Here is a 24,487-nt window from a genome sequence, read left to right as displayed (position 1 = left end):
AAATACACGTGCTAAAAACAATATAGCCGTAAGTTAGAAGGTAATGCCATCAACCAAGCCTTAAATACAGCACATAAACTTACATGTTATTGAACGATGCAACAGCGCTGCCTTCAGATGAAGGCTCTATGGCAATTCACCATTTTTAATGTTCATTAAGCTCAAAATAATTCTTACATACTAAAGGAAACAAAGATGAGATCACTACCATTTATTCGCCCTACCGCCATCGCCCTAATGTTGGCCTGCTCACTTAGCTACGCCTCCGACGATCACAGCGACACGATAAAAACTGAGCGTTATGCTGTCGGCAAAACCATGAGTAAGTCCATTCAAGCCGGTATAACCCCAGATGCAGCGCTAGAAATCCTGAAAAACGGCAACATCCGTTTTGCTGCCGGAAAATCAATCAAGCGTGATTATAAAAAACAAGTAATGCAAACCGGCTTGGGCCAATATCCCTTTGCCAGCGTGGTCTCGTGCATCGATTCGCGCTCAGCACCTGAGCTGGTTTTTAACCAAGGAATTGGCGATTTATTTGTTGCTCGGGTGGCGGGCAATGTGATTAACGAAGATATTTTGGGCAGCTTAGAATACGCAGCCAAAGCCGCCGGATCAAAAGTGATTGTGGTACTAGGGCACAGCCAGTGTGGTGCCATTAAAGGCGCATGCGATGCCGTGCAATTGGGCAATCTCACCGGCTTGCTAGACAAAATCAAGCCCGCAGTAGACGCCACCAAAACGGCAGGCGAACGCAGCTCTAAAAACCATGAATTTGTTCAAGATGTAGCGCATGAAAATGTACAAAACAGCGTGCAAAAAATTCGTGACATGAGCCCGCTGCTCAAAGAAATGGAAGAGCAAGGAAAAATCAAAATTGTAGGTGCAATGTATGACGTAGGCACAGGCAAAGTGGATTGGTAATACGGTTATCTCATTGATTTAAAAGACACGGGAAAGCCACTTCGTGGCTCCCCGTTGTTATTTTCACCCTGAGCAGCAAAAAAAACGCATAGATTTAGCAACTCTGTTTACCTACCGTTCAGAGTCAGAATTTACATATCCTTATGAAAAACAAGCATTTTTTTGATAAGGGAGGGCTAAATCTGCGACAATGTGCGATTAGTATTGCTCATCAAAGCCATGAATCCCGCTCCTACTGCTATTTCTGTTTTGCCCGCAGGTGTTTTCCCCCGCAAACCCGCCCATTTTCTCCCTATGAGCCGTGCCGAAATGGACGTACTCGGCTGGGATGAGTGCGACGTTATTCTAGTAACGGGTGACGCTTATATCGATCACCCCAGCTTTGGGATGGCGCTGATTGGCCGCCTACTAGAAGCGCAGGGACTACGGATCGGAATTATCTGCCAGCCAGACTGGTTATCTGCTGACGAATTTAAAGCGCTGGGTAAGCCAAGGTTGTTTTTTGGTGTGACTGCGGGCAATATGGATTCGATGATTAACCGCTACACTGCGGATAAAAAGCCCCGCTCAGACGATGCGTATACTGCGGGTGGCATGGGCGGCAAGCGGCCTGATCGTGCGGTAACCGTGTATTCGCAGCGCTGCCGCGAAGCTTATCCCGGTGTGCAGATTATGATTGGCGGGATTGAAGCCAGCTTGCGCCGGATTGCTCAGTACGATTACTGGAGCGATAAAGTTCGCCAATCGGCGCTGATTTATTCGAAAGCCGATATTCTTTTATTTGGTAATGCCGAACGCGCCTTGGTCGAAGTCGCCCAGCGCTCTGCTGCGGGCGAAAAGCTCAAAGATATGCGGGATATTCGCGGCACGGCCTTTATGAGCCCACAGGGCTGGTTACCAGAAGGCTGGGTGGAGCTGGATTCCACCACCGTCGACACCCCAGGCCGCGTCGATAAGCATATCGATCCTTATGAAATGCTGCCGGAAAAAACCGAAAAAGACATCACCCCGCCAAGCGACACCAAGGCCATCCGCCTGATCAGCAAGGCCGAGCGCATCGCCGCCAAGCAAGCCGATCGCCAGCACACCGTAATCCGTATTCCGGCTTATGAAGCGGTAGCTTTTGATCCGGTGCTGTACGCCCACGCCAGTCGTACCCTGCATTTAGAATCTAACCCAGGCAACGCCCGGGCAATGGTGCAGCAGCATGGTTCACGCGATGTATGGATTAACCCGCCGCCGATCCCGCTGAGCACGCCAGAGATGGATTATATTTTTGGCCAGTATTACGCCCGCAACCCGCATCCAAGCTATGGCAAAGCACATATTCCTGCTTGGGAAATGATCCGCTTTTCGATCAATATCATGCGTGGCTGTTTTGGCGGCTGTACTTTCTGCTCGATTACCGAGCACGAAGGCCGGATTATCCAAAGCCGCTCGGAAGAATCCATCCTGCAAGAAATCGTCGATATCCGCGATAAAACCAAGGGCTTTACCGGGCAGATTTCCGATCTTGGCGGCCCTACGGCCAATATGTATCGCCTATCGTGCAAAGATCAAAAAATTGAATCGTCCTGTAGACGCTTAAGCTGCGTTTATCCTGGTATTTGCGAAAACCTCAACACCGACCATGCGCCACTAATTCAGTTGTATAAGAAAGCTCGCAAGATTGATGGCGTAAAGCGCATCACCATTGGCTCGGGCGTACGTTACGATATCGCGGTGGAATCGCCTGAATATGTAAAAGAACTCGCGACACACCATGTATCGGGCTATTTAAAAATCGCCCCAGAGCACACCGAAGAAGGGCCTTTATCTAAGATGATGAAGCCCGGCATCGGCACTTTTGAGCGCTTTCGCGAGATGTTTGATTATTACTCCGAGCAAGCCGGTAAAAAACAGAGCCTGATTCCCTACTTTATTGCCGCCCACCCCGGCACCAGCGATGAAGATATGCTCAACCTTGCCCTCTGGCTAAAGAAAAACGATTTCCAGCCCGATCAAGTGCAGGCCTTTACGCCAACACCCATGGCGATGGCTACCACCATGTGGCACACCCGCCGTAACCCGCTTAGAAAGCTGGCGAGAAGCTCAGAGAAAGTAGATGTGATTCGCGATGGCCATCGCCGCAAGGTTCACAAGGCTTTCTTGCGCTATCACGATTCAGATAACTGGCCTATCCTGCGCGAAGCATTAATCGCTATGGGACGCGCCGACCTAATCGGCAATACGCCTAGGCATTTAATCCCCGCCCAGCAACCTGGCGAGAAATTTGTGCACGAAAAAAACACCGTCATGGTCCGCCGCACAGATAAACCCAAGGGCAAAAAAACCTTTGGCCGCAGCCGCGATGCGGCAGCTCAGAGCACTAAGAAACGCTAAAAATGTAGGGTGGGCACAGATGCCCACGGGTGCAACGATGTGGATACGCGTGGGCACGAGTGCCCACGCTACGGTTTTATTGGGGGAGAAAAATGAATTTAGAAGATCGCATTACCGAGCTGGAAATCAAGCTGGCGCTGCAAGATGAATTACTAGAAGAGTTGAATAAAATTGTCGCTACCCAGCAGCAGCAGATGGATCAGGTGGTGAATGAATTACGCTGGTTGCAGCAGCAGGAGCCAAGCGGCCCTGCGCAAAAATCATTATTTGACGAAGTACCGCCGCACTATTAATCCATTGAGCGTGGGCACAAGCGTGTGCCCACGTTTAGGACTTCAAAATTAATGCTTAAGGTATTGCGCTAAAAGCTCACCAAACAGCACACTAAACCCATCCCAAAAAATCTGTATCCCAATGCAGAGCAAAATAAATGCCGATAGGCGCAGAAAGATAATCGAGCCTGTATTGCCTAAAAGCTTTAATAAACGCTCGGCATGACGATAGCAAAGATAGAGCGAATAAGACGTAATTGCCACGGCAGTTAAACTGGCCAAAGGCATAGAAAACTTCTGTAATCCTGGGCCGTTAAAACCCGCACCCAAAGCAATCGCCACCGTAATCGCCCCTGGCCCAACCGTAATAGGGAAGGTCAGCGGATAAAAAGCACGCTGACGTAGCTCTTCATTACTGGGGCGGTGTTGATTTATCTCCACCATTTCTTCTGTCTTATGCACATTATCGCTAGCCGACATCAGCCGCCAGCCTGCGGTAGCCACTAATAGCCCCCCGCCGACTCGTACAATTGGCAAAGACACCCCAAAAAATTCTAAAACATAACTCCCAATAAACATGCTGACTAAGAGCAATACAAAACTATAAATGCCGACACGTCGCGCCAAAATCGTTCTTTCTTGCGAGTTGTAATTCGCCGTCATACTTAGAAAAATCGGCGCATGTCCTGGCGGATTTAAAATGGGCATTAACGCACCAAAAACCAACAGCATATTGCCAAAAAACAAAGTTAAGGTTTGCAACATTTGATTTAAACCTTACAAAAAAGACATGAAGAAACGGGTATTTTAAACTAAGCAATTTAATTAAAAATGAAAACATCATTCATACTAATCACATCCATCATGAGTACTATCCAACAGCAATACGTAAAATAAAACGTTACATGGATGCGTAGAGCAAACCGCCATTCGAAATAGCCTATTGATTTAATTTATTATATTTTTAAATTAAGCATAAGCAGGCTAAGCCTGCTTAGGATTACCTGACTATACCTCTTGCTCAATCTCATTATAAATATCGTGGGGCGAGTGAAACCGTGTTTATTCGGCATTGCTCGCGGGTTTCACCCGCCCTACAGACTCCAAAACCAAACACTCAAGAAATCCATCGACACAGAGCCCTTTGAGCAAAAGACATAATTAGGTGGGATTATGCGAGTCTTATAAGCTATACGTTTTTTAAGCTCACTGCGTAATATCAGTTAATAAGCCAAACTGAATCACATAAAACAGCTCTTGCTCTGGATAAATCTCCTTAATCAAGGCTTTTAGCTCAGGCAAAGCCATATTCTCTTGTGCTGCATGCAGCGGGCTTAAATCAGCCAACTTGGTCTCTGTAATCGACAAGACCTTTAGACGACAAAACCAGCGGCCCTCTTCTAAAGTGCTCACATCTAAAATATCACCGGCATGTAAATTAGCCTCAGACGTATCGCGAATGGTGATAGTTTTGCGTTCGGCCAAAATATCATCCACAAAACGCGCAAAGAAAGTCATCTTTTTCATGTAATACAACTCTTTTTAAATATGCCGACACTGCCCGACACAGACTATGCTAAACATTAACGCCGCCGACTATGGTTAGTAAAAAAAATGATGACAAGGCTGTTCTCCGGCATTCGCCTTCGGCTTGCTGTAATTTTCTTGGCATGTTTTACCATGATGGCAACGCTTGGCGTTTATCTGCTGCAACGAAACCTACTCAGCAACTTTCTTGAAATTGAACAAGACTCCGCCATTGAAGACGTTACTAGGGTGATTTACGGCCTAAACAGCGAACTACGCTATGTAAAAATTATCATCTCAGACTGGGGAGACTGGGATGAGCTGTATCAATTCTCCCTAAATAGACAGCAAGCTTTTCATACTAAAAATCTTGGTAAACAGCAACTCAAAACAGCTTCGCTTAGCGTATTGCAAATCATCGGCTTACAAAATGAAATCATTAGTTATAGCCAACAAGGCCTAAACCCCCAGCAAGCCCTCACGTTTTTTTCCCCGCAAAAAAACCATGCAGAACTCACCACACTGCTGCAGCAGCCCGAAAAACGAGTCTGTGGTTTTTTAAAAACGAAGGCTGGCCTAATGTCTACCTGTTGGCGGGCAATTCTACACTCTGATGGAAGTGGGCCAGCCAGCGGAATCGTCATGATGGGCAGATTGATTGAAGCGCCACACTTACAATTAATACGCGAAGGATCACAGCTGCCTTTTTCTATAGAACCCACATCGCCTTCCACTAGCATCCGTTGGCCACTTAAAAACGTGCCGAATGGCTTTATTAGCCATAAAGTAAGCGTGCAATTTTCAGATAAAACACTGACACTGCACTATCCAATATTCGATACCGCCCAACAACATATCTACGATATTCAGCTGATTATCCCCAGAAAAACGCTGGCCGAAGGGCGAGGAATCATTCAAAGCATCTCCATCCAGCTTGTGAGCATCGCCATGCTGTGCTGTGCAATTTTGATTATTTATGTGCACTACACACTAGTTCGGCCATTAAAAACGCTACAAACAACACTCTCACAAGTCAGGGCAGAGCACAGCTGGTCTACCCTTATTAAGCAAGGTAGAGATGATGAAATAGGTCAGCTTGGGCAAGAAATTAACGGCCTACTGGAAGTCATTCATAGCCAAGTCGAACATTTAGAAAATCTCTCTTTAACCGATAGCCTCTGCAACCTAGCAAACCGCCGCTCTTTTGATTTGCGACTATGCCAAGAGCTCAATCGCTGCCAGCGGCTCAAACAACCCTTAGCCCTACTCATGATTGATATTGATTTCTTTAAGCAATATAACGATCACTATGGTCACCCAGCGGGTGATCTGGCACTGCAAACGGTTTCCAACACACTCAAGAGTGTATTTTTACGACTGACTGATTTACCTGCTCGAATCGGCGGAGAAGAATTTGCCGTTCTGCTGCCCAATACCGACGAAGCCGGTGCCCTACAAATTGCCCGCACGTTGCAAGCCAGCCTCAAACACTGCGCCATCCCTCATAAAGCTTCTAAAGTCAGCAATATACTAACTATCAGCATGGGCCTAGCTATCCACAGACCACAACAAGCACAAACGGCTGCAGAACTTATTGCACACGCAGATCAGCTGCTTTATCAAGCAAAAAAGGCAGGCCGTAACCAAATCTGTACTCACTTAAATGACCCAAGCCTAGATTCAATCAGCTAGCTTATTTTTTATCTAAAAATCATTAACTTAACATTACAAAAAATAAGTATGCCTTGTAGATATTTACACAATAATGTACTTGTACTACGCAATATACACCTATATTATATGTAGTAATACTACATATTTTCGAGAATTATCATGATCAAATTACTAAGCAACCTATACAATTTATTCTTTTCTGCATCACAAAACATTGCAATCCATAGCCGGGTAAATCGGATTGCCACAGTAGATGGCTCAGAAAAAATTGATGGCTTAGTAATGAAGATAGAAGGCAATAGTGCGCGGGTTTGCTGGAGTAAGGGCGAGAAAACACAGGAAAACATTGGCAATCTAGTGGCCATTATTGATTAATGAGCAAGGCACAGCATGCCGTATGCCTACATTCTGCTCACAAAAAAGGCTGATAAAAATCAGCCTTTTTTATATTTAAGAAACCGCTTTTACCCTTCTTGCCATCCATATCGCTGCTAAGCCAAAGACGCAGCTTAAATATCCAACCCAATCAAAATTTAAGATTCGGCCTTCTGCAGTTTGCGTCATGATCAAGCCAGCTAAAAGAGCCGCGAAGCCAGAGGCAAAGTTCTGTGTTGCCGAATTAAACGCCATCAAGCGCCCACGCATTTGTGGTGCAGTTGCCCCCGTAACCATCGCCGTTGCAGGAATAAACCGGCCACTGACAAAAACAAAAAATAGTGTTGAAAACAGCAAATGCCACGCCACAGAAAGCGAAAAGGTTTGCGTTACCAAGATCAAGGGAATAAAACTTGCCAGCACCAAGTAAGCCAAAATACGCCGTGGGCTATGCCGATCAATCAAGCCACCAATCACCGGCCTAGAAAACAAAGTTGCCACCCCGCCTAGCAAATACATATAAACCAAATCATGCGTACTTAAGCCAGAATTGCTGACCATCGTTGAGGCAATGTAGGGAATCACGCAAAAACCCGATAAGGTGAGTAAAGCCGTTACCCCACACGCCCACCAGTGATTACGATCTGCAAATAGCTCCTTATAACCAGCCAACAAGCCCTGTGCAGGCATGCCCTTGCTTAAATGCCCTTTTACTGCGGGCAGTAGGTAGAAAACACCAATCCAGATTACAGAACACATCACCGATAAAGCCACAAATGGCATTCGCCAATTAGAGTGCGCCGCAATAAACAAGCCCAATGGCACACCCGCCACTGCCGATAAAGAAAAGCCTAGCATGACCCAACTCATTGCCCAGCCGCGCCGCTCGGGCGGAATTAAATCGCCCACAATGGCAAGAATAATCGAACCAATCACTCCGCCAAACACACCCGCTAAACATCGCGCGAGCAGGAGGCTGTAAAAGCCCGTAGCTAAAGAGCAAGCAAGCGTAGCCAGCACCAAACCCGCATAGCAAAACAATAAGGCCTGCCGCCGATCAAAACGATCCGCAAGCGATGCCGCCAATAAAGACGCCACACCAGCCGCCAAAGAATAGGCTGAAACCAACAAACCAAAACGCGCCGTATCAATATGCATTTCGTGCATTAAATCTGGGGCCAGCGGCATCAAAATCATAAAATCGGCGATGGAGGTAAACATCACCAGCATCAAAACCAAAAGTATGGCTTGAGTACGGCGTTCTGGGTTAAGCGATTTCAGCATGCAAAAATTCCTGAGAAATAAATAAGACAGTAGCAGCCATTTTAGCAGTCGGCTTGGCGTAGGAAGGTTGGGTGTATTTTCAAAATAAACAAATATCTAAAGAATCATTGATCTCAGCCGATAAGCAATAAAACCCTAAGAGAATTGGCCATGAACCCGCTCTCCCAACTCAATAGCTATACAGCTCCTCGCTTTATGCCGAGCAACACAGCCCCAAGCAAGCCTGTGCCTGCGGAGCAAGCCCTACAGAGTGGGAGCGATATTCTTGCCAAGCGTAGCCAAGATCTAGGCAGCGCCACCACCGATCTGGCACAAAACCTAATGCAAAGCTTTGCTAAGCAACTGTTTGGTGATGCTACCAAGGGCATGACTTTTAGCTTTGATAAAACCGAACTAAGCAGCTCCTCTAACTTTGCCGCCGCCACACAGCAAAGCGCTGAAGGCTCTGCAGCAGGATTTAGGCTAGAGGACAGCAGCCACTTTAATGGTAAAGGCAAACTCTATACCGCAGATGGCCGCCAATTTGATTTTGAAATAGACGTGCGTTACCAATCGATTGTAGAAGCCGCTTCAGCCAGCACCGCCACACAGCAAGCTCATCAGCCAAACCCAAACAATGCCTTGAGAGGGATCAACCAACAGTTTGCGGGCACCGCCGAAGACTTGCTTAAGCACTTAAGTAGCAAGCCAAGCTATCAACCCTTCCAGCTACTCCAGCAAAGTGACGATGGCCAGTCGCTGTTAAAACTACTAGGGGAAATGAGTATGCAATTGCTCAATCTGCCTGGTGGACCAAGACACATTGATTTATCAAACAAATCAGCAGAGCCGCGTTTTCAAGAGCAAGCTTAGCTCAGTGGTTGATATCAACCATGCCCAACTTCTTTGCTCCCGACCTAAGCACATTTTCCAATTATTTCACCTGCTTGTTCTAAAGTAGATAAACAAACGCCGCCTTAGTTTAGACTACTTGACGTCTAAATATAAATAATTCTCAATACATAACTGTAAAGTTATAACAATAAATGATGCCACGAGCCATTTTTATTGTACTGCTGCTCTACCCAGCCGTATGCTTTGCAGCAAAGCCCCTGCGTGCCTGTGGAGGGCAATCAGAATGGCCGCCTTCTTCTTACTACGCAGATAGGCAAAAAAGAACAATCACGGGCTACTCTGCTGATGTTTTGCATAAAATTTTTGATAACACCGCTTATCAAATCGAGATACAGCTTCTGCCTTGGCCACGTTGTTTAGCTGAAGTGCAAAATGGAGAGAATTATCAGATAGCCATGGCCGTCAGCCGCACCCCAGAACGGGAGACAAAATTTATCTTCTCAACTCCCTATTTGTTTTTAACCCCTGGCTCAGTTTCATTAAATAGCCAACATCCGCGCCAAGGAAATATTAGTACGCTATCAAAATGTGGGATAAATGGCTTTAATTATAATCCATATGATATGTTTAATAGCAAAGATATAGACACAACAGCGAATAACTATGAATCAGTCATAAAAAAATTAATCACTGGTCGCTGTGACTATCTATTAGAATATACTGAAGTAGCACAATCACTGATACGCTTAGAGGAATACGGCTTTACCAAAGGAACTTTTAAAATAGAAAAAATCCTAGGTGCAAAATTAGTCCCAGCACATTTTGCCATAGGGGAAAATGCGCCAGATTCAAAAAAAATATTAGCTATGGTAAATGAAAAATTGATTCAATTAGAAAAAAAAGGAAAATTGAAATCACTTATTAATAAACACATGCAGTAGCAACATTAAAAGTTTATTTTTTAAAAAATAGTCATTTAGACCCAGCCACTTTAATAGCCTTATCCCACGATGGTTCATTTCCAAATCGTTCCGCCAAGAAGTCTAATAAGCTACGTAAAATAATTGGCATATGCCGGCGCGACGTATACAAGCCATAAATACCAAGCTCATCCGAGTGATAATCAGCTAAAAGCTGCACTAATTCACCCGATTCTAAATAAGGTGCCGCACTAAAAGTAGGTTGATGGGCAATGCCCGCTCCTGCCAATGCGGCTTGCAAAATCACATTTGCATCATTCGCACTAATTGCACCACTCACAGGCACCAAAAAAGCTTGGCCATCCTTAGAAAAGCCCCAACCATTTTTACCAAAAAATGCATGATTTAAGCATTGATGCCGTAATAAATCATCAGGCTGCTGCGGCATGCCGTGCTTAGCAATATACGCTGGGGCGGCGCAGACGACGGAGCGACAAATGCTTAATTTACGAGCAATCAGATTAGGGTCTAAATCATTGGTGATGCGAATCGCCAAATCGATACGCTCATCCACTAAATTAATGCTTCTGTCCCCTACAATCAGCTCAACCTGCGTTTGCGGATATTTTGCCACAAACGCAGCAGCAGCGGCGGCTAGGTGGGATTGTGCAAATGAATTACTACTCGCCACGCGAATCAAGCCATGCGGTGCAGCATTTTGATTCAGGGTGATTCCCTGCACATCTTCGGCCAATTCCAGCATTTTACGGCAACGTGGCAAAGCTTCTTGCCCAGCACTACTTAAGCCAACGCTACGCGTAGAGCGATGCAATAAGCGCACTCCTAGCCAGCTTTCCAACTCCGCCAAATAACGCGACACCATCGCCCGCGACATATCCAGCTTATCCGCAGCTGCCGTTAAGCTACCTTGATCCACCACCTCAATAAACACCCGCATCGCGCTTAATCTATCCATCCCCAGCGCCCTTTAAAATTTCTATTAGATCGAATTATGCAACAAACTAGCGCCTGATTTGGGGTTTTTCTGCGCACGGTATACAACTAATCTAGCGTCCATTGCCAGACCACACTTAATACAGGAAATAAACCATGTTCAAACCAGCCGCTGTTTTAACCACCCTCGCACTTGCGCTTGGCGTAGCCGCCACGGCTCACGCCGCTGAAGCGCCTTTGAAGCTAGAAGTTTATGCCAACCCAGATCCAAGCACCTTTGGTGTAGCGTCTACCCTGATCACAGGTAAAACAGAAGCTATTCTGATCGATGCTCAATTCACTTTGGCCGATGCGCACCGCGTGGTGGCTAATGTGTTAGCCAGCGGCAAAAAACTGACTACGGTTTACATCAGCCACGGCGATCCTGATTACTACTTTGGCTTAGAAGTCATTACCCAAGCATTCCCAGAGGTAAAAGTGGTGGCAAGCGCACCAACCATCGCGCATATTCAACAGACCCTAAAAAAGAAAATTGCTTATTGGGGCCCGATTTTAGGAACTAACGCGCCTAAGAATCCAGTCGTACCCGCTCAGCTATCAGGTAATACGCTGACTATTGATGGCGAAAAACTAGAAGTAATGGGCTTAGATGGCGATAACGCCGAACACAGCTTTGTCTGGATTCCATCAATCAGAACCATTGCAGGTGGCGTATCGGTATTTGGTAATTTCCACCTGTGGACAGCCGATGATGCATCTGTGGCTAAGCGCGCTCAATGGCTAAAAGTGCTAGATAAAATGGAAGAGCTGAAGCCTGAGGTGGTGATTCCTGGCCACTTTAAAGCGGGCACTACTTTCACCGTTGAGCACTTGCAATACAACCGTGAATACCTCAAAGCCTACGATCTTGAATTAGCCAAAGCAAAAGATTCGGCGGCACTGATTGCGGCCATGAAAAAACGCTATCCAAATGCTGGCCTTGGCATGGCACTAGAAATTGGCGCTAAAGTAAACAAAGGCGAAATGAAGTGGTAAAACCACGGCTTAATTAGTTTAAGCCATGCACAAGGCCCAGCAGTAGCTGGGCCTTTTTGCTGAACAAGTAATATTACGCAGCGGTATTAGGGCTTCTTGTTCAGAATGGCGCAGCAAGCAGCGCCCCTACGATATTTACAGGTCTTTCTATGGTTTGTAGGCCGTGTTTTTATGTACTGCGTTTTATCAGCATGCAAGCTAGCTTAATGGTGTGCCAATGGGCTCACTTCTTTGGGCCGCGCTTTGATCACGGCAGAATGCACGGCATCGTCTTGCAAACCTTTCCAGAAAACATGCGCTGCCACGGCGTGGCTGTGATCGTTAATTTGCTGCCAAGCTCTTACCGCGTCGCTCGCTAGCTCAAACATCACAATGGAGTGGTGCACCTCCACCGCCTGTGCAACCGTGATCATTCCTGCATCACTTAGATAATCAATTAAAGCACTGCGAGATTTTGTAGTGCGCTCATCTGTTGTGTCGTAGGTAAGGAATAAAACAGCATCGCTCATCGTCGAGGATGCCATACGAATAAAATCAACGCGGGACATAATACTGACATTGCCACGTGGACTCTTAATATCCATGATAAATCTCCCTAAAAATGAACAACTCTTACTATGTTCTAGCAGATTTAAACTCCCCCACCGTGAATGAGAAATTAGCCCATTCACCCCGCAAGAGATTTATGGCATTGCAGCAAGATTTATCTAAAGGTATAAGTAAGGAAACTTTTAAAAAGAGACAGTTATGGCACGGACAGCATTAATCATTAGTGGAGGCGCACCCAATGCCACCTTGCTTGCAGGCGCTTTAGAAGCCTTTCATGAGCTAGGTGTTCATGTTGATGTGATCTCTACGGCGGGGGCAGGCGGTTTACTGGGTTTAATGTATATTGCCCCGAAGAACGGTGATGTTGTAAGCACTTTGCGTAGCTTAAAAGAAATGGGTGTAGCAGATTTTATCTACCGTGCTTTTCCAGTGAATTTTAAGGTTTTTCATAAGCCCGGCCCAATGGCAGAAGCATACCGCCAAGCACTTAACACCAACCCAATACTGAAAATGATGCAGCAATGGCCTGCAACTCATACCTTGGCACAAACGCTTAAAGATGGAGCCAGCCTTGCACTCGCTAGCGCTAGCCCAAGTAATTTAAGCAGCGATTCACTTGGCCTGTGTGCTCATATTCCCTTTGCCGACCAAATCATCGACTTTAATGCTCTACAGCAAGCTGGCCCCGATTTTTGGATAAATGCCTATAACCTTAGCCAGCATCAAATGGAGAACTGGTCGCGCAGCCAAATAGATGTACTCCATTTACAAGCCGCGCTATCTTTCCCCTATTTATATCCCCCCACTGAAATAAACGGTGATTTCTATATTGAAGGTGCAGCGATTGATTGCTTAAATTTTAAAGATTTACGCAAAAACTACCCAGAATTAGAAGAAATTATTGTTTTTGATTTATTGGGTGCAGAAAAACTGTTACGTAAACCTAAAGACCTTTACGACGCTTGGGTGATGTCTATTATTACCCCGCTGGTAGAAATCGCCCGTGATGATATTAAATTATTTGAAGCATTCCATAGTGATGGCATTACCTTACATAAGGTGCCTTTGATCGATGCTATTGCTGAAGAGCACTTACCCGATGTGTTTGATTGGTCAAAAAGTAATATGGATAGGCTTTATCAAACTGGATATGAAGCGGCTAAGCGCTATTCCAAAAAAAATCTAGAGCATTTATTTAAATAAATGACTTTATACTTTAATTGCCTTGGTTATGCCCCTTACTCAATAAATACACGGATTTCACGCGCCCTGCGATATTGATGATGAAGGTAAGCAAGAGGCATAATCAGGCTCATTATTAAAATAAGCGGCACTGCAAAATATTTGCCTGTACCGCTTACAACAATCAATAAAGAATTATTAATGATCACTTACCCTCATTAAACATCAATCACTTCCAATAAAACTGACATTGCACTTAGTTAGTTTAAGCAGGGCTCTCACCCATTAATTTTATTGCTCTATGATTGGATGAAGCTAAAATAAATCATCCTTTTAGCCGCTCATAGCGTGATTAACGCAAAGACTAATACAATTCTGTCTAGGATAAAAGTTCAGCATCATCTAGGTGTCTCACGCGATGAACTACTTAATCCGCTTTATGCGCTCACTAAGCTATCCCGCTCGATTTGCCGTAATGGGCTTAGTTATCGCCTTTGGTATTTGTTTTTTGGGCTACTCACTTTATCAAGTGACAGAAACCAATCGCGCATTTTCAGCAAAAGAGCAGCAAGGAATGGCATATATCCAGCCATGGCTTAGCTTGCAATCAAAATTACAACCTTTACGCGCCAATAAAGTAGCAGGATTAGCTAGCGACAATAGTGCGTGGATTAGTGAGTTTGAAAAAACCCTTAGTAGCGCCGAGCAATTACAGCAGGTTAAAGACTTAGGCTTTGAAGCACAGCGCAGCGCGCTCCACCAAGCATGGGATGCCTTTCGCACCGACAATAGTAGCGATCCCAAAAGTATTGAGCAAAGCTACGCTAAATTATCCAGCAGCCTAACCCAGCATATTTCTGACGCATGCGATCAATCTAACCTTACCCTTGATCCAGATATCGATACCTATTATTTAATGGATAGCGTTTGCTTTCGCTTACCTGCTTATCAAGATTTATTAGGCGAGCATATGAGCCGTGGGGCGCTTTCGCTAAAGACTGATCTAGCCGAGCAATTAACTCGATTAATCGAGCTACGCCCACTTGCCCTGCAAAATTTTGACCTAATCACAGGTAATTTAATTCGAGTTGGTAAATACAACGACTCCATGAACAAACGCTTTGATACCGCCGTAGCAGCAATGAGCACGCAATATAGTAAGCTGCAAGCCGAATTAAGCCCAAAAGCATTAGAAAACCATCCAACAGAAACTTTACCCGCTTTATTAAAAGAGCAAGATCAAGGCAGTAAAGCGCAACTCGAGCTAAACGAAAAACTAATTGCCTCACTCAATACGCTTTTGCAAGTGCGAGTAGATGGCCTTACCGAGCAGCGTAATCGCTATGTAGGCGCTGCCATTGTAGCGCTGATCTTAACCACTTTATTGGGCTGGGCATTTTATCGTGCGCTCAGTATGCAGCTTGGCAGCGATCCCAATACCGTGGTCACTCTTGTAAAATTAATTGCCGAAGGCAATTTGGCAGTACCGATTCCCGCATCAGCAGATGGCAGTTTGTTGCAAGCTATTGATAGCATGCAACATGATTTACGCAGCATGGTGGCAGAAACCCAAATTGCCACCACCTTGCTAGGTGATATCGCCATTGAATACGCCAAAACCGTAGCGAGCATCGCAGATATGGCCATAAGGCAAAGTGATGCAACACAAATGGTCTCAAGCTCTGTAGAGCAACTTTCTACCAGCATTGCAGAAAGTGCATCTTACGCTGAACGTGCACTCACATTAGGCGCGGAATCAGAAGAGCAGGCTATCCAAAGCGTTACAGAGGTCAACTCTGCCTTTGGACAAATGAAAAATATCGCCAGCAGCATCAATACGGCCTCAGAAAGCATTAACCATCTCAGCCAAGAATCTTCCAGAATCTCCTCATTAGTAGGGGTGATTAGAGAAATTGCCGATCAGACTAATTTACTCGCCCTCAATGCGGCCATTGAGGCGGCAAGGGCAGGAGAACAAGGCCGCGGCTTTGCCGTGGTTGCCGATGAAGTTAGAAAACTAGCCGAGCGTACATCAAGCTCCTCCGCAGAAATTGTGGGTGTATTAAGTAAAGTACAACACTCCACCCAAGATGCGGTGAGCTGCATGAATCTAAGCGTCAATGAGGTAGAAAGAAACAGCAATATGGCGCAAACAGTCAGCTCTTCAGTTAATGCAATGCGCGAAAAAATGGGCGGAGTAGTCGGCGAATTGCGAGCCATTAGCAGCACCTTGGCGGAGCAAAGAGTCGCCAGCGAACATGTGGCTCTGCACGTTGAAGCAATTGCCAGAGAAGCCGATGGCAGCCGTGCCTATACAGAGAAAGGCTTGCAAGCCTCTGAAGAACTACAGAATGTAGCGTCTAGGCTGCATGAAAGCGTCAGCAAGCTAAAGATCTAAGCAAGCCAAGCAACCTGTTTAAGTAGCTTTACGCTGGAACACCCACACACCCGCTTTTAGCTCTGGCGGCAGCACAAGCTTGCTAAGTGTGAGTGCTTCCTGCCAATCAAAGGCTATTTGCGCCTCGTAATCCGCCCAGTTTCCAGTGATAAAACGTGAATGGCTGCCAATCACAATATATGTCTCTACACCCTGCTTGCGAAAAATCTGCTTTTCAAACCGATTGCCCGAGGGCGGCCATGAGCAAATCACCACCTGTGGATTAAAACGAGCGATCGCCGCCGTGGCATCCAAGCACTGCACCGATTCTGGATATTGCAGCACTTTTCCCCAGCTAAAATCATCGCTAGCCGTAATATCCACCCCCGCATCGCTTAAAAACCGGCTCAGCGTGCCATCGCCAGCCGCAATTTCTACGCAACGACGTTGGCCAATGATTGTCGCTAATTTAGCAATCAACTCTTGGCTATAAAAACAATAAATGCCACGCTTTTCCACCAGCGGCATCAATAGCCGTTTTTGCCATAACAGCGGCCAAATATATTTAAAAGCCCGCATCGAAACGGGTTTTCTGACTAAATCGTGCTGAAACAATAATTTTTGCGCCAACACTCCATTAAAAAAATTAAATCTTACCTTGCCAGTGTGCACGCCGGTTGCGGCAGAAAATGCATATTGGCGCAGCGCCAGCTCATTCATCCGCTGACGAATTTGTACACGCACAAAATCAGCAAAAGCACGGCCATTTCTCTCCCCTGATAAAAACCGCGCATCTGGCTTGACCCGCTTTGATGCTTTCTGCACCAGCTGCTTCAGCTCTACAGGATCACGCCGTGCAAATACAGCGGTTAACTCATCTCTAACCAGCAGCCAATCCTCTGGAAAGGCCTCACTTAAGGCCTTTAAGCCTGGGCCTTTTTGTAGCCACTGCCACTGCTGCTCGGGGGTTTTAGGGCTCAAGAATAGACTCCAAATCATTTATCTCAACGGCAGGCATCATCCACTATTCTGACATCAGTTTTACGTCGGCCCATAAAAAAATGCAAACTGGCGAACCAGTTTGCATCAAAGGAGAGAACTACAACCCAGCCGAAGCTGGGGTACAACTTACTTACCGCCGAGGGTTTCCAATACTTCCCACTTACCGCCTTTCACTTTATAGACAGTCAGACTACCGTCTTGCAAATCGCCTTTATCATCAAAGCTAATATTGCTAGATGTCACACCGCTATGCTTAATTTTAGCCAGCACCGGTAGATATTTTGCAGGGCTAGCCGAGCCAGCAGACTGCATTGCCGCCAGCATCAGCCGGGTAGAATCGTAGCCATATGGGGTGTAGATTTCTAACTCGCCATATTTAGCTTTATAACGCGCAGCAAAGTCTTTACCACCTGGCATCGCATCCAAAGGCTGGCCAGCCAATGCAGCAATCGTGCCTTCTGCATCTGGGCCTGCAAGTTTTAAGAAGGTATCTGAGCGGGTCATTTCGCCGGAAACAATTGGTACATTAATGGCTAAGCGTTTCTTTTGGCGTGCCATAGGGCCGGATTGTGCATCGGTGCCACCATAGAAAATCACATCAGGCTTTGCGCCTTTGATTGAGGTGAGAATCGAGGTGAAGTCGGTTTCTTTATCGCTAGTGAATTCGCGTTTAACGATTTCAGCGCCCGCAGCCTTAGCCGCTTTTTCAAACTCATCAGCCAAGCCTTGGCCGTAAGCGGAGCGATCATCGATAATGGCGATTTTTTTGGCGCCTAGCTTTTCTACCGTGTATTTACCAATCACCGAGCCAAGCTGTGAATCAGAAGTGAGCGAGCGGAATGTGGTTTTAAAACCTTGAGCGGTATAGGCAGGCGCAGTTGCCATGGCAATTTGTGGCAGGCCAGCATCAGAATAAATCTTGGAGGCAGGAATCGCACAACCCGAATTAAAGTGGCCGATAATCCCAGCTACTTTTGCATCAACAAATTTCTCGGCCACTTGGGTGGCGGTTTTTGGATCGGCCATATCGTCTTCGGCCACCAGCTCAAATTTAACCGGCTTACCATCCAGAGTAGGTTTGCTTTCGTTTACGTCATCAATCGCCAGCTGTACGCCGTTTTGGTAGCCCTTACCATAATGAGCTTGTGGCCCAGTTAGGGGAGCCGCAAAACCGATTTTTACCACGGATGAATCAGCCATAGCAGCAGCCGGAGCAGAGGCAGGTGCTGCAGTATTAGTTTCTGTTTTTTGCCCACAAGCGGTAAGCGCTAAAGCGAGAGCTGCAGATAATACAGCCGATTTTTGAACAAATTGCATAAACAAGACCCCTCGAATGTGTTTATGCAATGTGGGCGTGTTCAATTTTTACAGCAATCGGGGGTTTCCTGAACAGGGTTTAGATTCAGTCAATAAGTTAACGTCAGTAGCATGTAATCGCAGCTTATAACGCCGTTAAAAACAGCTTAATACGTAGCGATTTGCAGCTAACCATGCACTTTTTTACCAAAGACACAAACCACCAATCAGCTACAGTAGTTGACTTAATTGCTCAATACTTGGTGCAAAAAATGCACCTCCTGTCACGGCTCTTGTGAAATTCAACATATGATCGACTCTTCCATCCGAAGTGGGTGCAATCATTCGAGTGAGCATTTTTTCAAATACCCGTGGCGTTTTACAGTAAGCAATAAAATAGAGCCCTTTATCCCCTCCAGGCTGACCATAAGGCATGGAGTGGCGTAGTAGCGCTAATTCTTCGCCATCTTCTTCAATAATCACACGGCTAATATGTGCTGTATGCGGGCGATCTTCGTCAGGCAGCTCTTCGTTGCTTTCCTTGGTTCTACCTATTACCGTTTCTTGCTGGCGAACCGGCAGTTGTTGCCATTGGTCCATACGATGTACATAGCGCTGCAGATGAATATAGCTTCCCCCTTCCCAATCCTGATCACAGGAATCAACCAAGGCCACTTCTGCTCGCTCATCATCCTGCGGGTTTTCTGTGCCATCAACAAAACCGGTTAAATCACGGCCATCCCGATAGCGAAAACCATGCACGGTTTCTATAGGCTCCAGCCACTCCGCCATATCCGCCGTGATCAAATCGGCTAGCTCATACAGTAAATCAAAGCGCTCTCCACGTAGATGCAGTAGCACATCCGCATCAGAGCTAGGGGCAGGATGAATGGCGCCTGAAATAAAAGGAAATTGGCGCAGCTCTGCGGGCTTTTTGCTGTAAAGCTCAGGCCAAACTTTAGGACTAAATGCGATCACACCCAGAGCCAAGCTATCTTCTTTTTGTAAACGCGCAATACGCTCAGGAAAACTGGCGAGTAGCGCTTTAAGCCGTGTATCCGCGCGCCTACCCAATCTGCGCCGCAGTAATACAAATAGGGCGTGGCCATTAGCCGCCGGCAATATTCCGCTTTGTGGGGTCATGCAGAGAATCCTTAAGCAATCAATAGATAAAACAAGATCTTCTTTAAGCTAGAGCAAATGCTAACTCAGCAGATTACACGAGCGACTTACCTTGAGCAAAGCGCCAGATCTCTGGCAACCACGGTTCAAAATCCACAAATCCATGATTACCACCTTCAATAATTGTTTGACGACAACCTGAATAAAAATTTACTCCGGCCTGATAATCTAAAACTTCATCACCCGTTTGTGTCAGCAACCAATAGCGCTCAAACTTTGAGGGCCGCCGCTCAAAAGCTTGCAATTGCTTAGAAAAACAGGGATCTATCATATGAATCTCACCGGTTTGATAATTTTTCTGCGGCCCTAAATACTCATTAATTCTTTGATAAGGATGCACCGCAGGATTAATCAAAACAACACGGCAGCCAAAGGTTTCTGCCGCCCAAGTGGCAAAAAAGCCACCGAGCGAACTGCCCACAACACAAATATCTTCATGCGCCAGCTTAAAAAACAAGCCATGTAATAAAACGCCAGCTTCATTTGGATGCATAGGTAGTTGCGGGCAATGAAAATAATGCTGCAATCCCTGTTGCTCCATCCACGCGGCCATATCTTGCGCTTTTTGCGACAAGGGGCTGGATAAGAAGCCATGTAGATAAATAATGTGTGGGTGATGAATAAGCATGGTGCTAGGCTCTATTGAGATTTGTTTTCCGGCTATACCGGTACCGTTATTCATATAAATCAAAGCGTTATAATTAATTTATGCTGAACTAATATAAACAAAAAACAACGCAGAACCACACAGATTAAACCCGCAACAAGGTAGAGCCTTGGGTCTTGCGCAGCGCTAAGTCTTGGTGGGCCTTAGCCGCGTCTTTTAGAGCATAACTCTGGCCAATTTCAGGCTTAATAAAACCACGACTGACAGCATGGAAATAATCCGCAGCGGTTGCCATCAGCTCAGCCCTAGTTAAGGTGTAATGTCCCAGTGTAGGACGTGTAAAGAAAAGCGAACCTTTTTGTGCCAAAATTGCGGGCTCAAATGCCGGAACCGGGCCAGATGCGTTGCCAAAACTCACCAGCATGCCGCGTGGCGCTAAGCAATCTAGCGAGCCTGCAAATGTATCCGCGCCTACTCCGTCATACACCACCGCCACACCTTTGCCAGCAGTAATTTCACGCACCCGCTCTACAAAATCACTGGTTTTATAATTAATCACGTGATCGCAATATTGGCTGGCAATCGCGGCCTTTTCATCACTACCCACCGTACCAATCACAATAGCACCTAGCTCGCGGGCCCATTGGCAGGCTATTTGCCCAACACCACCGGCGGCAGCATGAAATAAAATAATTTGCCCAATGTGTACTGGGAAAGTACGTTTCAGCAAATATTGTGCCGTCATTCCCCGCAATAAAGTACCCGCAGCAATTTCATCGCTAATTTTTGCGGGTACCAATACCAGTTTATCCGCAGGCAGCACGCGGTAAGAGGCATAAGCACCCACTGCGCCACCCGCATAAGCCACTCTATCCCCAAGCTTAAATTCTGTAACACCCTCACCTAGCGCCTCAACCACACCGCAAGCTTCTACACCCAAGCCTGAAGGCATCGTTTGCGGATACAAACCCGAGCGATGATAGGTATCAATATAATTCACGCCGATCGCAGTTTGGCGCAATAACACCTCACCCGCCTGCGGCTCTGCCAAAGTATGCATTTCAAGCTGCATTACACTGCTATCACCATGGCTATGGATACGAATCGTCTGAGTTTGCATCATTATTTCCCTTATATAACGCCAGAAGCTGACAAAACTATCCAGCTAGTAGAAAAAAAACAAAGGATAACAATATAACTATTGCAAGCTTGCTGCACCGGAATTAATAGTAGCAAGTGAATAGCAAACTAATGCCACGGTTTCGCGTGGTAAAATTGCCGACTTTGCAGCCGCATTACTTAGACATCCAAGGTATAAGCCCATGACCCGCTCGCTGAGTCTTCATTCCCAACTCCATCACCAACTCACCCAGCGCATTCTGATTTTGGATGGCGGCATGGGTACGATGATTCAGGCTTACGATCTGCAAGAAGCAGATTACCGTGGCGCGCGCTTTGCTGACTGGGCTTGCGATGTAAAAGGCAATAACGATTTACTGGTGCTGAGCCAGCCACACATTATCGAAGAAATTCATCAGGCTTACCTTGATGCGGGTGCGGATATTCTCGAGACCAATACCTTTAACGGCACCTCGATCGCCATGGCCGATTACGAGATGGAAAGCTTGGTCTGGGAGCTAAACTTTGCTGCAGCCAAGCTGGTTAAAGAACTATGCGTGGCCCAAACCGCCAAAACACCCCATAAACCGCGCTACTGTGCGGGGGTATTAGGCCCCACCAACCGCACTTGCTCGATCAGCCCCGATGTGAACGATCCGGGCTATCGTAATGTCACCTTTGATGCGCTGGTTGAAAGCTATTTAGAGGCCATCGACGGCCTCGTGAAAGGCGGCGCGGATATTCTGCTGGTTGAAACGATTTTCGACACGCTAAACGCTAAGGCGGCGGTGTTCGCAATTAAACAGTATTTCCGCAGAAATAATATTGCCAAAGACGATCAACTGCCGGTGATGGTATCCGGCACGATTACCGACCAATCTGGCCGCACCTTAACTGGCCAGACCACCGAAGCGTTTTACAACAGCCTGCGCCATTCAGACGCCATCAGCTACGGGCTGAACTGCGCACTGGGGCCAGATTTGCTGCGCCAGTATGTGGAGGAAATGAGCCGGATTTCTGACAGCTTTGTTTCAGTCCATGCCAATGCCGGCTTGCCCAATGCCTTTGGCGGCTATGACTTAGACCCAGCAATGATGGCCGAGTCGATTAAAGAATGGGCCGAGTCGGGCCTGATCAATATCGTTGGTGGCTGTTGCGGCACCACGCCAGCCCATATTGCCGCCATGTACCAAGCAGTAAAAGACATCGCACCGCGCGCCCTGCCTAAGATTGAGGCCAAATGCCGCCTCTCTGGCCTAGAGCCCTTTAATATTGGGGATGAAGATTTATTTGTGAATGTGGGTGAGCGCACCAACGTTACCGGCTCCAAAGCCTTTGCCCGCTTAATTTTAAACGGCGATTATCCACAGGCATTGGTGGTGGCGCGTCAGCAGGTAGAAAACGGTGCGCAAGTAATCGACATCAATATGGACGAGGGCATGCTGGACGCCCACAAAGCCATGGTCACCTTCTTGAACTTGATTGCTGCCGAGCCGGATATCTCACGCGTACCGATTATGATCGACTCGTCCAAATGGGAGGTGATCGAGGCGGGGCTGAAGTGCGTGCAGGGCAAGTGCATTGTGAATTCAATCTCGATGAAAGAAGGCGTAGAGGCCTTTAAACACCACGCTCGCTTAGTCAAAGACTATGGCGCAGCGGTGATCGTAATGGCCTTTGATGAAGTGGGTCAGGCTGACACTTACGCCCGCAAGATCGAAATCTGTGAAAAAAGCTACCGCATTCTGGTCGATGAAGTGGGCATGGACCCGGCCGATATTATTTTCGACCCCAATATCTTTGCCGTGGCCACAGGAATTGAAGAGCACGCCCGCTACGGCCTCGACTTTATCGAAGCCACCGGCTGGATTCACCAAAATCTGCCACACGCCAAGGTGAGCGGCGGCGTATCCAATGTCTCGTTCTCTTTCCGTGGCAATAATAAGGTGCGCGAAGCCATCCACGCCGTTTTCCTCTATCACGCCATTAAAAAAGGCATGACGATGGGGATTGTGAACGCGGGGGCGCTAGAAGTTTACGAAGAAGTGCCGCGTGAGTTGCGCGATATTATTGAAGATGTGGTGCTGATGCGTTCCCCTGCGCCCTCTCCCCTAGCCCCTCTCCCGCAAGCGGGCGAGGGGAATACGCTCCTCTCTAGCAAAGGAAACCAACTCCCTCTCCCCAACGGGGGAGAGGGCCGGGGAGAGGGGGAGTTTGATTCCCTCGCCGCCACCGAACGCCTGATCGAAATTGCCGAGCGCTTTAAAGGCGAAGTAAATCAAGCCAAGGGTGAGGATTTAAGCTGGCGCAATGGCACGCTGCAAGAGCGGATTACCCACGCGCTGGTGCGCGGCAATACCACCTACATTCTGGAAGACGCCGAAGAAGCGCGGCTGGCCGTAGAGCGCCCGATTCATGTGATTGAAGGCGTGCTGATGAACGGCATGAACCACGTAGGCGATTTATTTGGTTCCGGCCAGATGTTTCTGCCGCAGGTGGTGAAATCCGCCCGCGTGATGAAGGCCGCCGTGGCCCACCTAGAGCCGTTTATTGAGGCAGAAAAAATCGCCATGGGCCTGCAAGACGCGCCCGCCAAGGGCAATATCGTAATGGCAACGGTGAAAGGCGATGTACACGATATCGGCAAGAATATTGTGGGCGTGGTACTGCGCTGCAATAACTACAAGGTGACCGATCTTGGCGTGATGGTGCCTGCACAAAAAATTCTCGATACCGCCAAGGAAATTGGCGCAGATATGATCGGCCTATCCGGCCTGATTACCCCAAGCCTAGAAGAAATGAGCCATGTGGCCAAAGAAATGCAGCGCCAAGGCTTTGATATTCCGCTGCTGATTGGCGGAGCTACCACGTCCAAAGTGCACACCGCCGTCAAAATTGAGCCGGGCTACGCCAATGGCCCCGTGGTGTATGTGCCGGACGCCAGCCGCGCGGTAGGCGTATGCTCCAATCTATTAAGCGACGAGCTAAAGCC

The 24,487-nt window shown here is 47.0% G+C and carries 21 protein-coding genes; 11 read left to right on the top strand and 10 right to left on the bottom strand.

The genetic code is table 11. From position 1 onward, the window contains the following. Nucleotides 1-195 precede the first annotated feature (195 nt). From Q0R17_RS01600 to Q0R17_RS01590, 3 genes are all read left to right on the top strand, one after another. Nucleotides 196-924, top strand: coding sequence for a carbonic anhydrase family protein (locus Q0R17_RS01600; protein WP_293931514.1), 729 nt, complete (start codon nt 196-198; stop codon nt 922-924). A gap of 219 nt (nt 925-1,143) precedes the next feature. After that, entirely contained in the window at nt 1,144-3,306 is a 2,163-nt protein-coding gene (locus tag Q0R17_RS01595) for a YgiQ family radical SAM protein (protein ID WP_293931511.1), read from the top strand. Nucleotides 3,307-3,398: 92 nt separating this feature from the next. Next, complete coding sequence (locus Q0R17_RS01590) at nt 3,399-3,599, top strand: SlyX family protein (RefSeq protein WP_293931509.1); 201 nt, start codon at nt 3,399-3,401, stop codon at nt 3,597-3,599. A 48-nt stretch (nt 3,600-3,647) separates the two neighbouring features. Here the strand turns inward: Q0R17_RS01590 and Q0R17_RS01585 are convergent, their stop codons facing one another. Beyond that, entirely contained in the window at nt 3,648-4,343 is a 696-nt protein-coding gene (locus tag Q0R17_RS01585) for a MarC family protein (protein WP_293931506.1), read from the bottom strand. 441 nt (nt 4,344-4,784) lie between these two features. Then, complete coding sequence (gene yqfB, locus Q0R17_RS01580; protein WP_293931503.1) at nt 4,785-5,105, bottom strand: N(4)-acetylcytidine aminohydrolase; 321 nt, start codon at nt 5,103-5,105, stop codon at nt 4,785-4,787. Between the two features lie 153 nt (nt 5,106-5,258). Between yqfB and Q0R17_RS01575 the strand changes: the two genes are divergently transcribed. Then, nucleotides 5,259-6,797 carry a diguanylate cyclase domain-containing protein gene (locus tag Q0R17_RS01575; protein ID WP_293931500.1) on the top strand — a complete coding sequence of 513 codons (1,539 nt, stop codon included), beginning with the start codon at nt 5,259-5,261 and terminating at the stop codon, nt 6,795-6,797. A 141-nt stretch (nt 6,798-6,938) separates the two neighbouring features. Beyond that, entirely contained in the window at nt 6,939-7,154 is a 216-nt protein-coding gene (locus Q0R17_RS01570) for a hypothetical protein (protein WP_293931497.1), read from the top strand. A gap of 75 nt (nt 7,155-7,229) precedes the next feature. Here Q0R17_RS01570 and Q0R17_RS01565 read toward each other — a convergent pair whose 3' ends face one another. Further along, nucleotides 7,230-8,468 (bottom strand): MFS transporter, encoded by a 1,239-nt coding sequence (locus Q0R17_RS01565; RefSeq protein ID WP_293931547.1) that lies wholly within the window; start codon nt 8,466-8,468, stop codon nt 7,230-7,232. Nucleotides 8,469-8,588: 120 nt separating this feature from the next. Between Q0R17_RS01565 and Q0R17_RS01560 the strand changes: the two genes are divergently transcribed. Both Q0R17_RS01560 and Q0R17_RS01555 read left to right on the top strand, forming a co-directional pair. After that, complete coding sequence (locus Q0R17_RS01560) at nt 8,589-9,290, top strand: hypothetical protein (RefSeq protein WP_293931493.1); 702 nt, start codon at nt 8,589-8,591, stop codon at nt 9,288-9,290. Nucleotides 9,291-9,463: 173 nt separating this feature from the next. Beyond that, a complete protein-coding gene (locus Q0R17_RS01555; RefSeq protein WP_293931491.1) occupies nt 9,464-10,213 on the top strand; it encodes an ABC transporter substrate-binding protein in 750 nt (249 codons plus the stop codon). A gap of 31 nt (nt 10,214-10,244) precedes the next feature. Here the strand turns inward: Q0R17_RS01555 and Q0R17_RS01550 are convergent, their stop codons facing one another. Further along, nucleotides 10,245-11,168: a LysR family transcriptional regulator gene (locus Q0R17_RS01550; RefSeq protein ID WP_293931488.1), complete on the bottom strand. Its 924-nt coding sequence runs from the start codon at nt 11,166-11,168 to the stop codon at nt 10,245-10,247. 134 nt (nt 11,169-11,302) lie between these two features. Here Q0R17_RS01550 and Q0R17_RS01545 point away from each other — a divergent pair, with 134 nt between their 5' ends. Further along, entirely contained in the window at nt 11,303-12,181 is an 879-nt protein-coding gene (locus Q0R17_RS01545; RefSeq protein ID WP_293931485.1) for an MBL fold metallo-hydrolase, read from the top strand. 203 nt (nt 12,182-12,384) lie between these two features. On the opposite strand, the gene Q0R17_RS01540 is transcribed toward Q0R17_RS01545, so the two are convergent. Beyond that, nucleotides 12,385-12,765, bottom strand: a complete 381-nt coding sequence (locus Q0R17_RS01540) for a hypothetical protein (protein ID WP_293931482.1) — start codon at nt 12,763-12,765, stop codon at nt 12,385-12,387. Nucleotides 12,766-12,928: 163 nt separating this feature from the next. Between Q0R17_RS01540 and Q0R17_RS01535 the strand changes: the two genes are divergently transcribed. Then, the gene (locus tag Q0R17_RS01535) at nt 12,929-13,933 is read left to right on the top strand and encodes a patatin-like phospholipase family protein (RefSeq protein ID WP_293931479.1); all 1,005 of its coding nucleotides are present in this window, start codon (nt 12,929-12,931) and stop codon (nt 13,931-13,933) included. Nucleotides 13,934-14,330: 397 nt separating this feature from the next. Beyond that, a complete protein-coding gene (locus Q0R17_RS01530; RefSeq protein ID WP_293931476.1) occupies nt 14,331-16,310 on the top strand; it encodes a methyl-accepting chemotaxis protein in 1,980 nt (659 codons plus the stop codon). Nucleotides 16,311-16,328: 18 nt separating this feature from the next. On the opposite strand, the gene Q0R17_RS01525 is transcribed toward Q0R17_RS01530, so the two are convergent. From Q0R17_RS01525 to Q0R17_RS01505, 5 genes are all read right to left on the bottom strand, one after another. After that, nucleotides 16,329-17,270 (bottom strand): hypothetical protein, encoded by a 942-nt coding sequence (locus Q0R17_RS01525; RefSeq protein ID WP_293931473.1) that lies wholly within the window; start codon nt 17,268-17,270, stop codon nt 16,329-16,331. 147 nt (nt 17,271-17,417) lie between these two features. Continuing rightward, nucleotides 17,418-18,608, bottom strand: coding sequence for a branched-chain amino acid ABC transporter substrate-binding protein (locus Q0R17_RS01520; protein ID WP_293931471.1), 1,191 nt, complete (start codon nt 18,606-18,608; stop codon nt 17,418-17,420). Nucleotides 18,609-18,818: 210 nt separating this feature from the next. Next, complete coding sequence (locus tag Q0R17_RS01515) at nt 18,819-19,730, bottom strand: Dyp-type peroxidase (protein ID WP_293931469.1); 912 nt, start codon at nt 19,728-19,730, stop codon at nt 18,819-18,821. Between the two features lie 73 nt (nt 19,731-19,803). Next, entirely contained in the window at nt 19,804-20,397 is a 594-nt protein-coding gene (locus tag Q0R17_RS01510; RefSeq protein ID WP_293931466.1) for a YqiA/YcfP family alpha/beta fold hydrolase, read from the bottom strand. 124 nt (nt 20,398-20,521) lie between these two features. Continuing rightward, nucleotides 20,522-21,499, bottom strand: a complete 978-nt coding sequence (locus Q0R17_RS01505; protein WP_293931464.1) for a quinone oxidoreductase — start codon at nt 21,497-21,499, stop codon at nt 20,522-20,524. A gap of 199 nt (nt 21,500-21,698) precedes the next feature. On the opposite strand from Q0R17_RS01505, the gene metH reads away from it, so the two are divergent. Further along, nucleotides 21,699-24,487 (top strand): methionine synthase (gene metH / locus Q0R17_RS01500; protein ID WP_293931461.1); only part of this gene is annotated, 2,789 nt, incomplete at its 3' end.

Source organism: Iodobacter sp. (genome assembly GCF_025352645.1).
GTDB lineage: Bacteria > Pseudomonadota > Gammaproteobacteria > Burkholderiales > Chitinibacteraceae > Iodobacter.
This window is presented reverse-complemented; position numbering and strand designations above follow the sequence as displayed.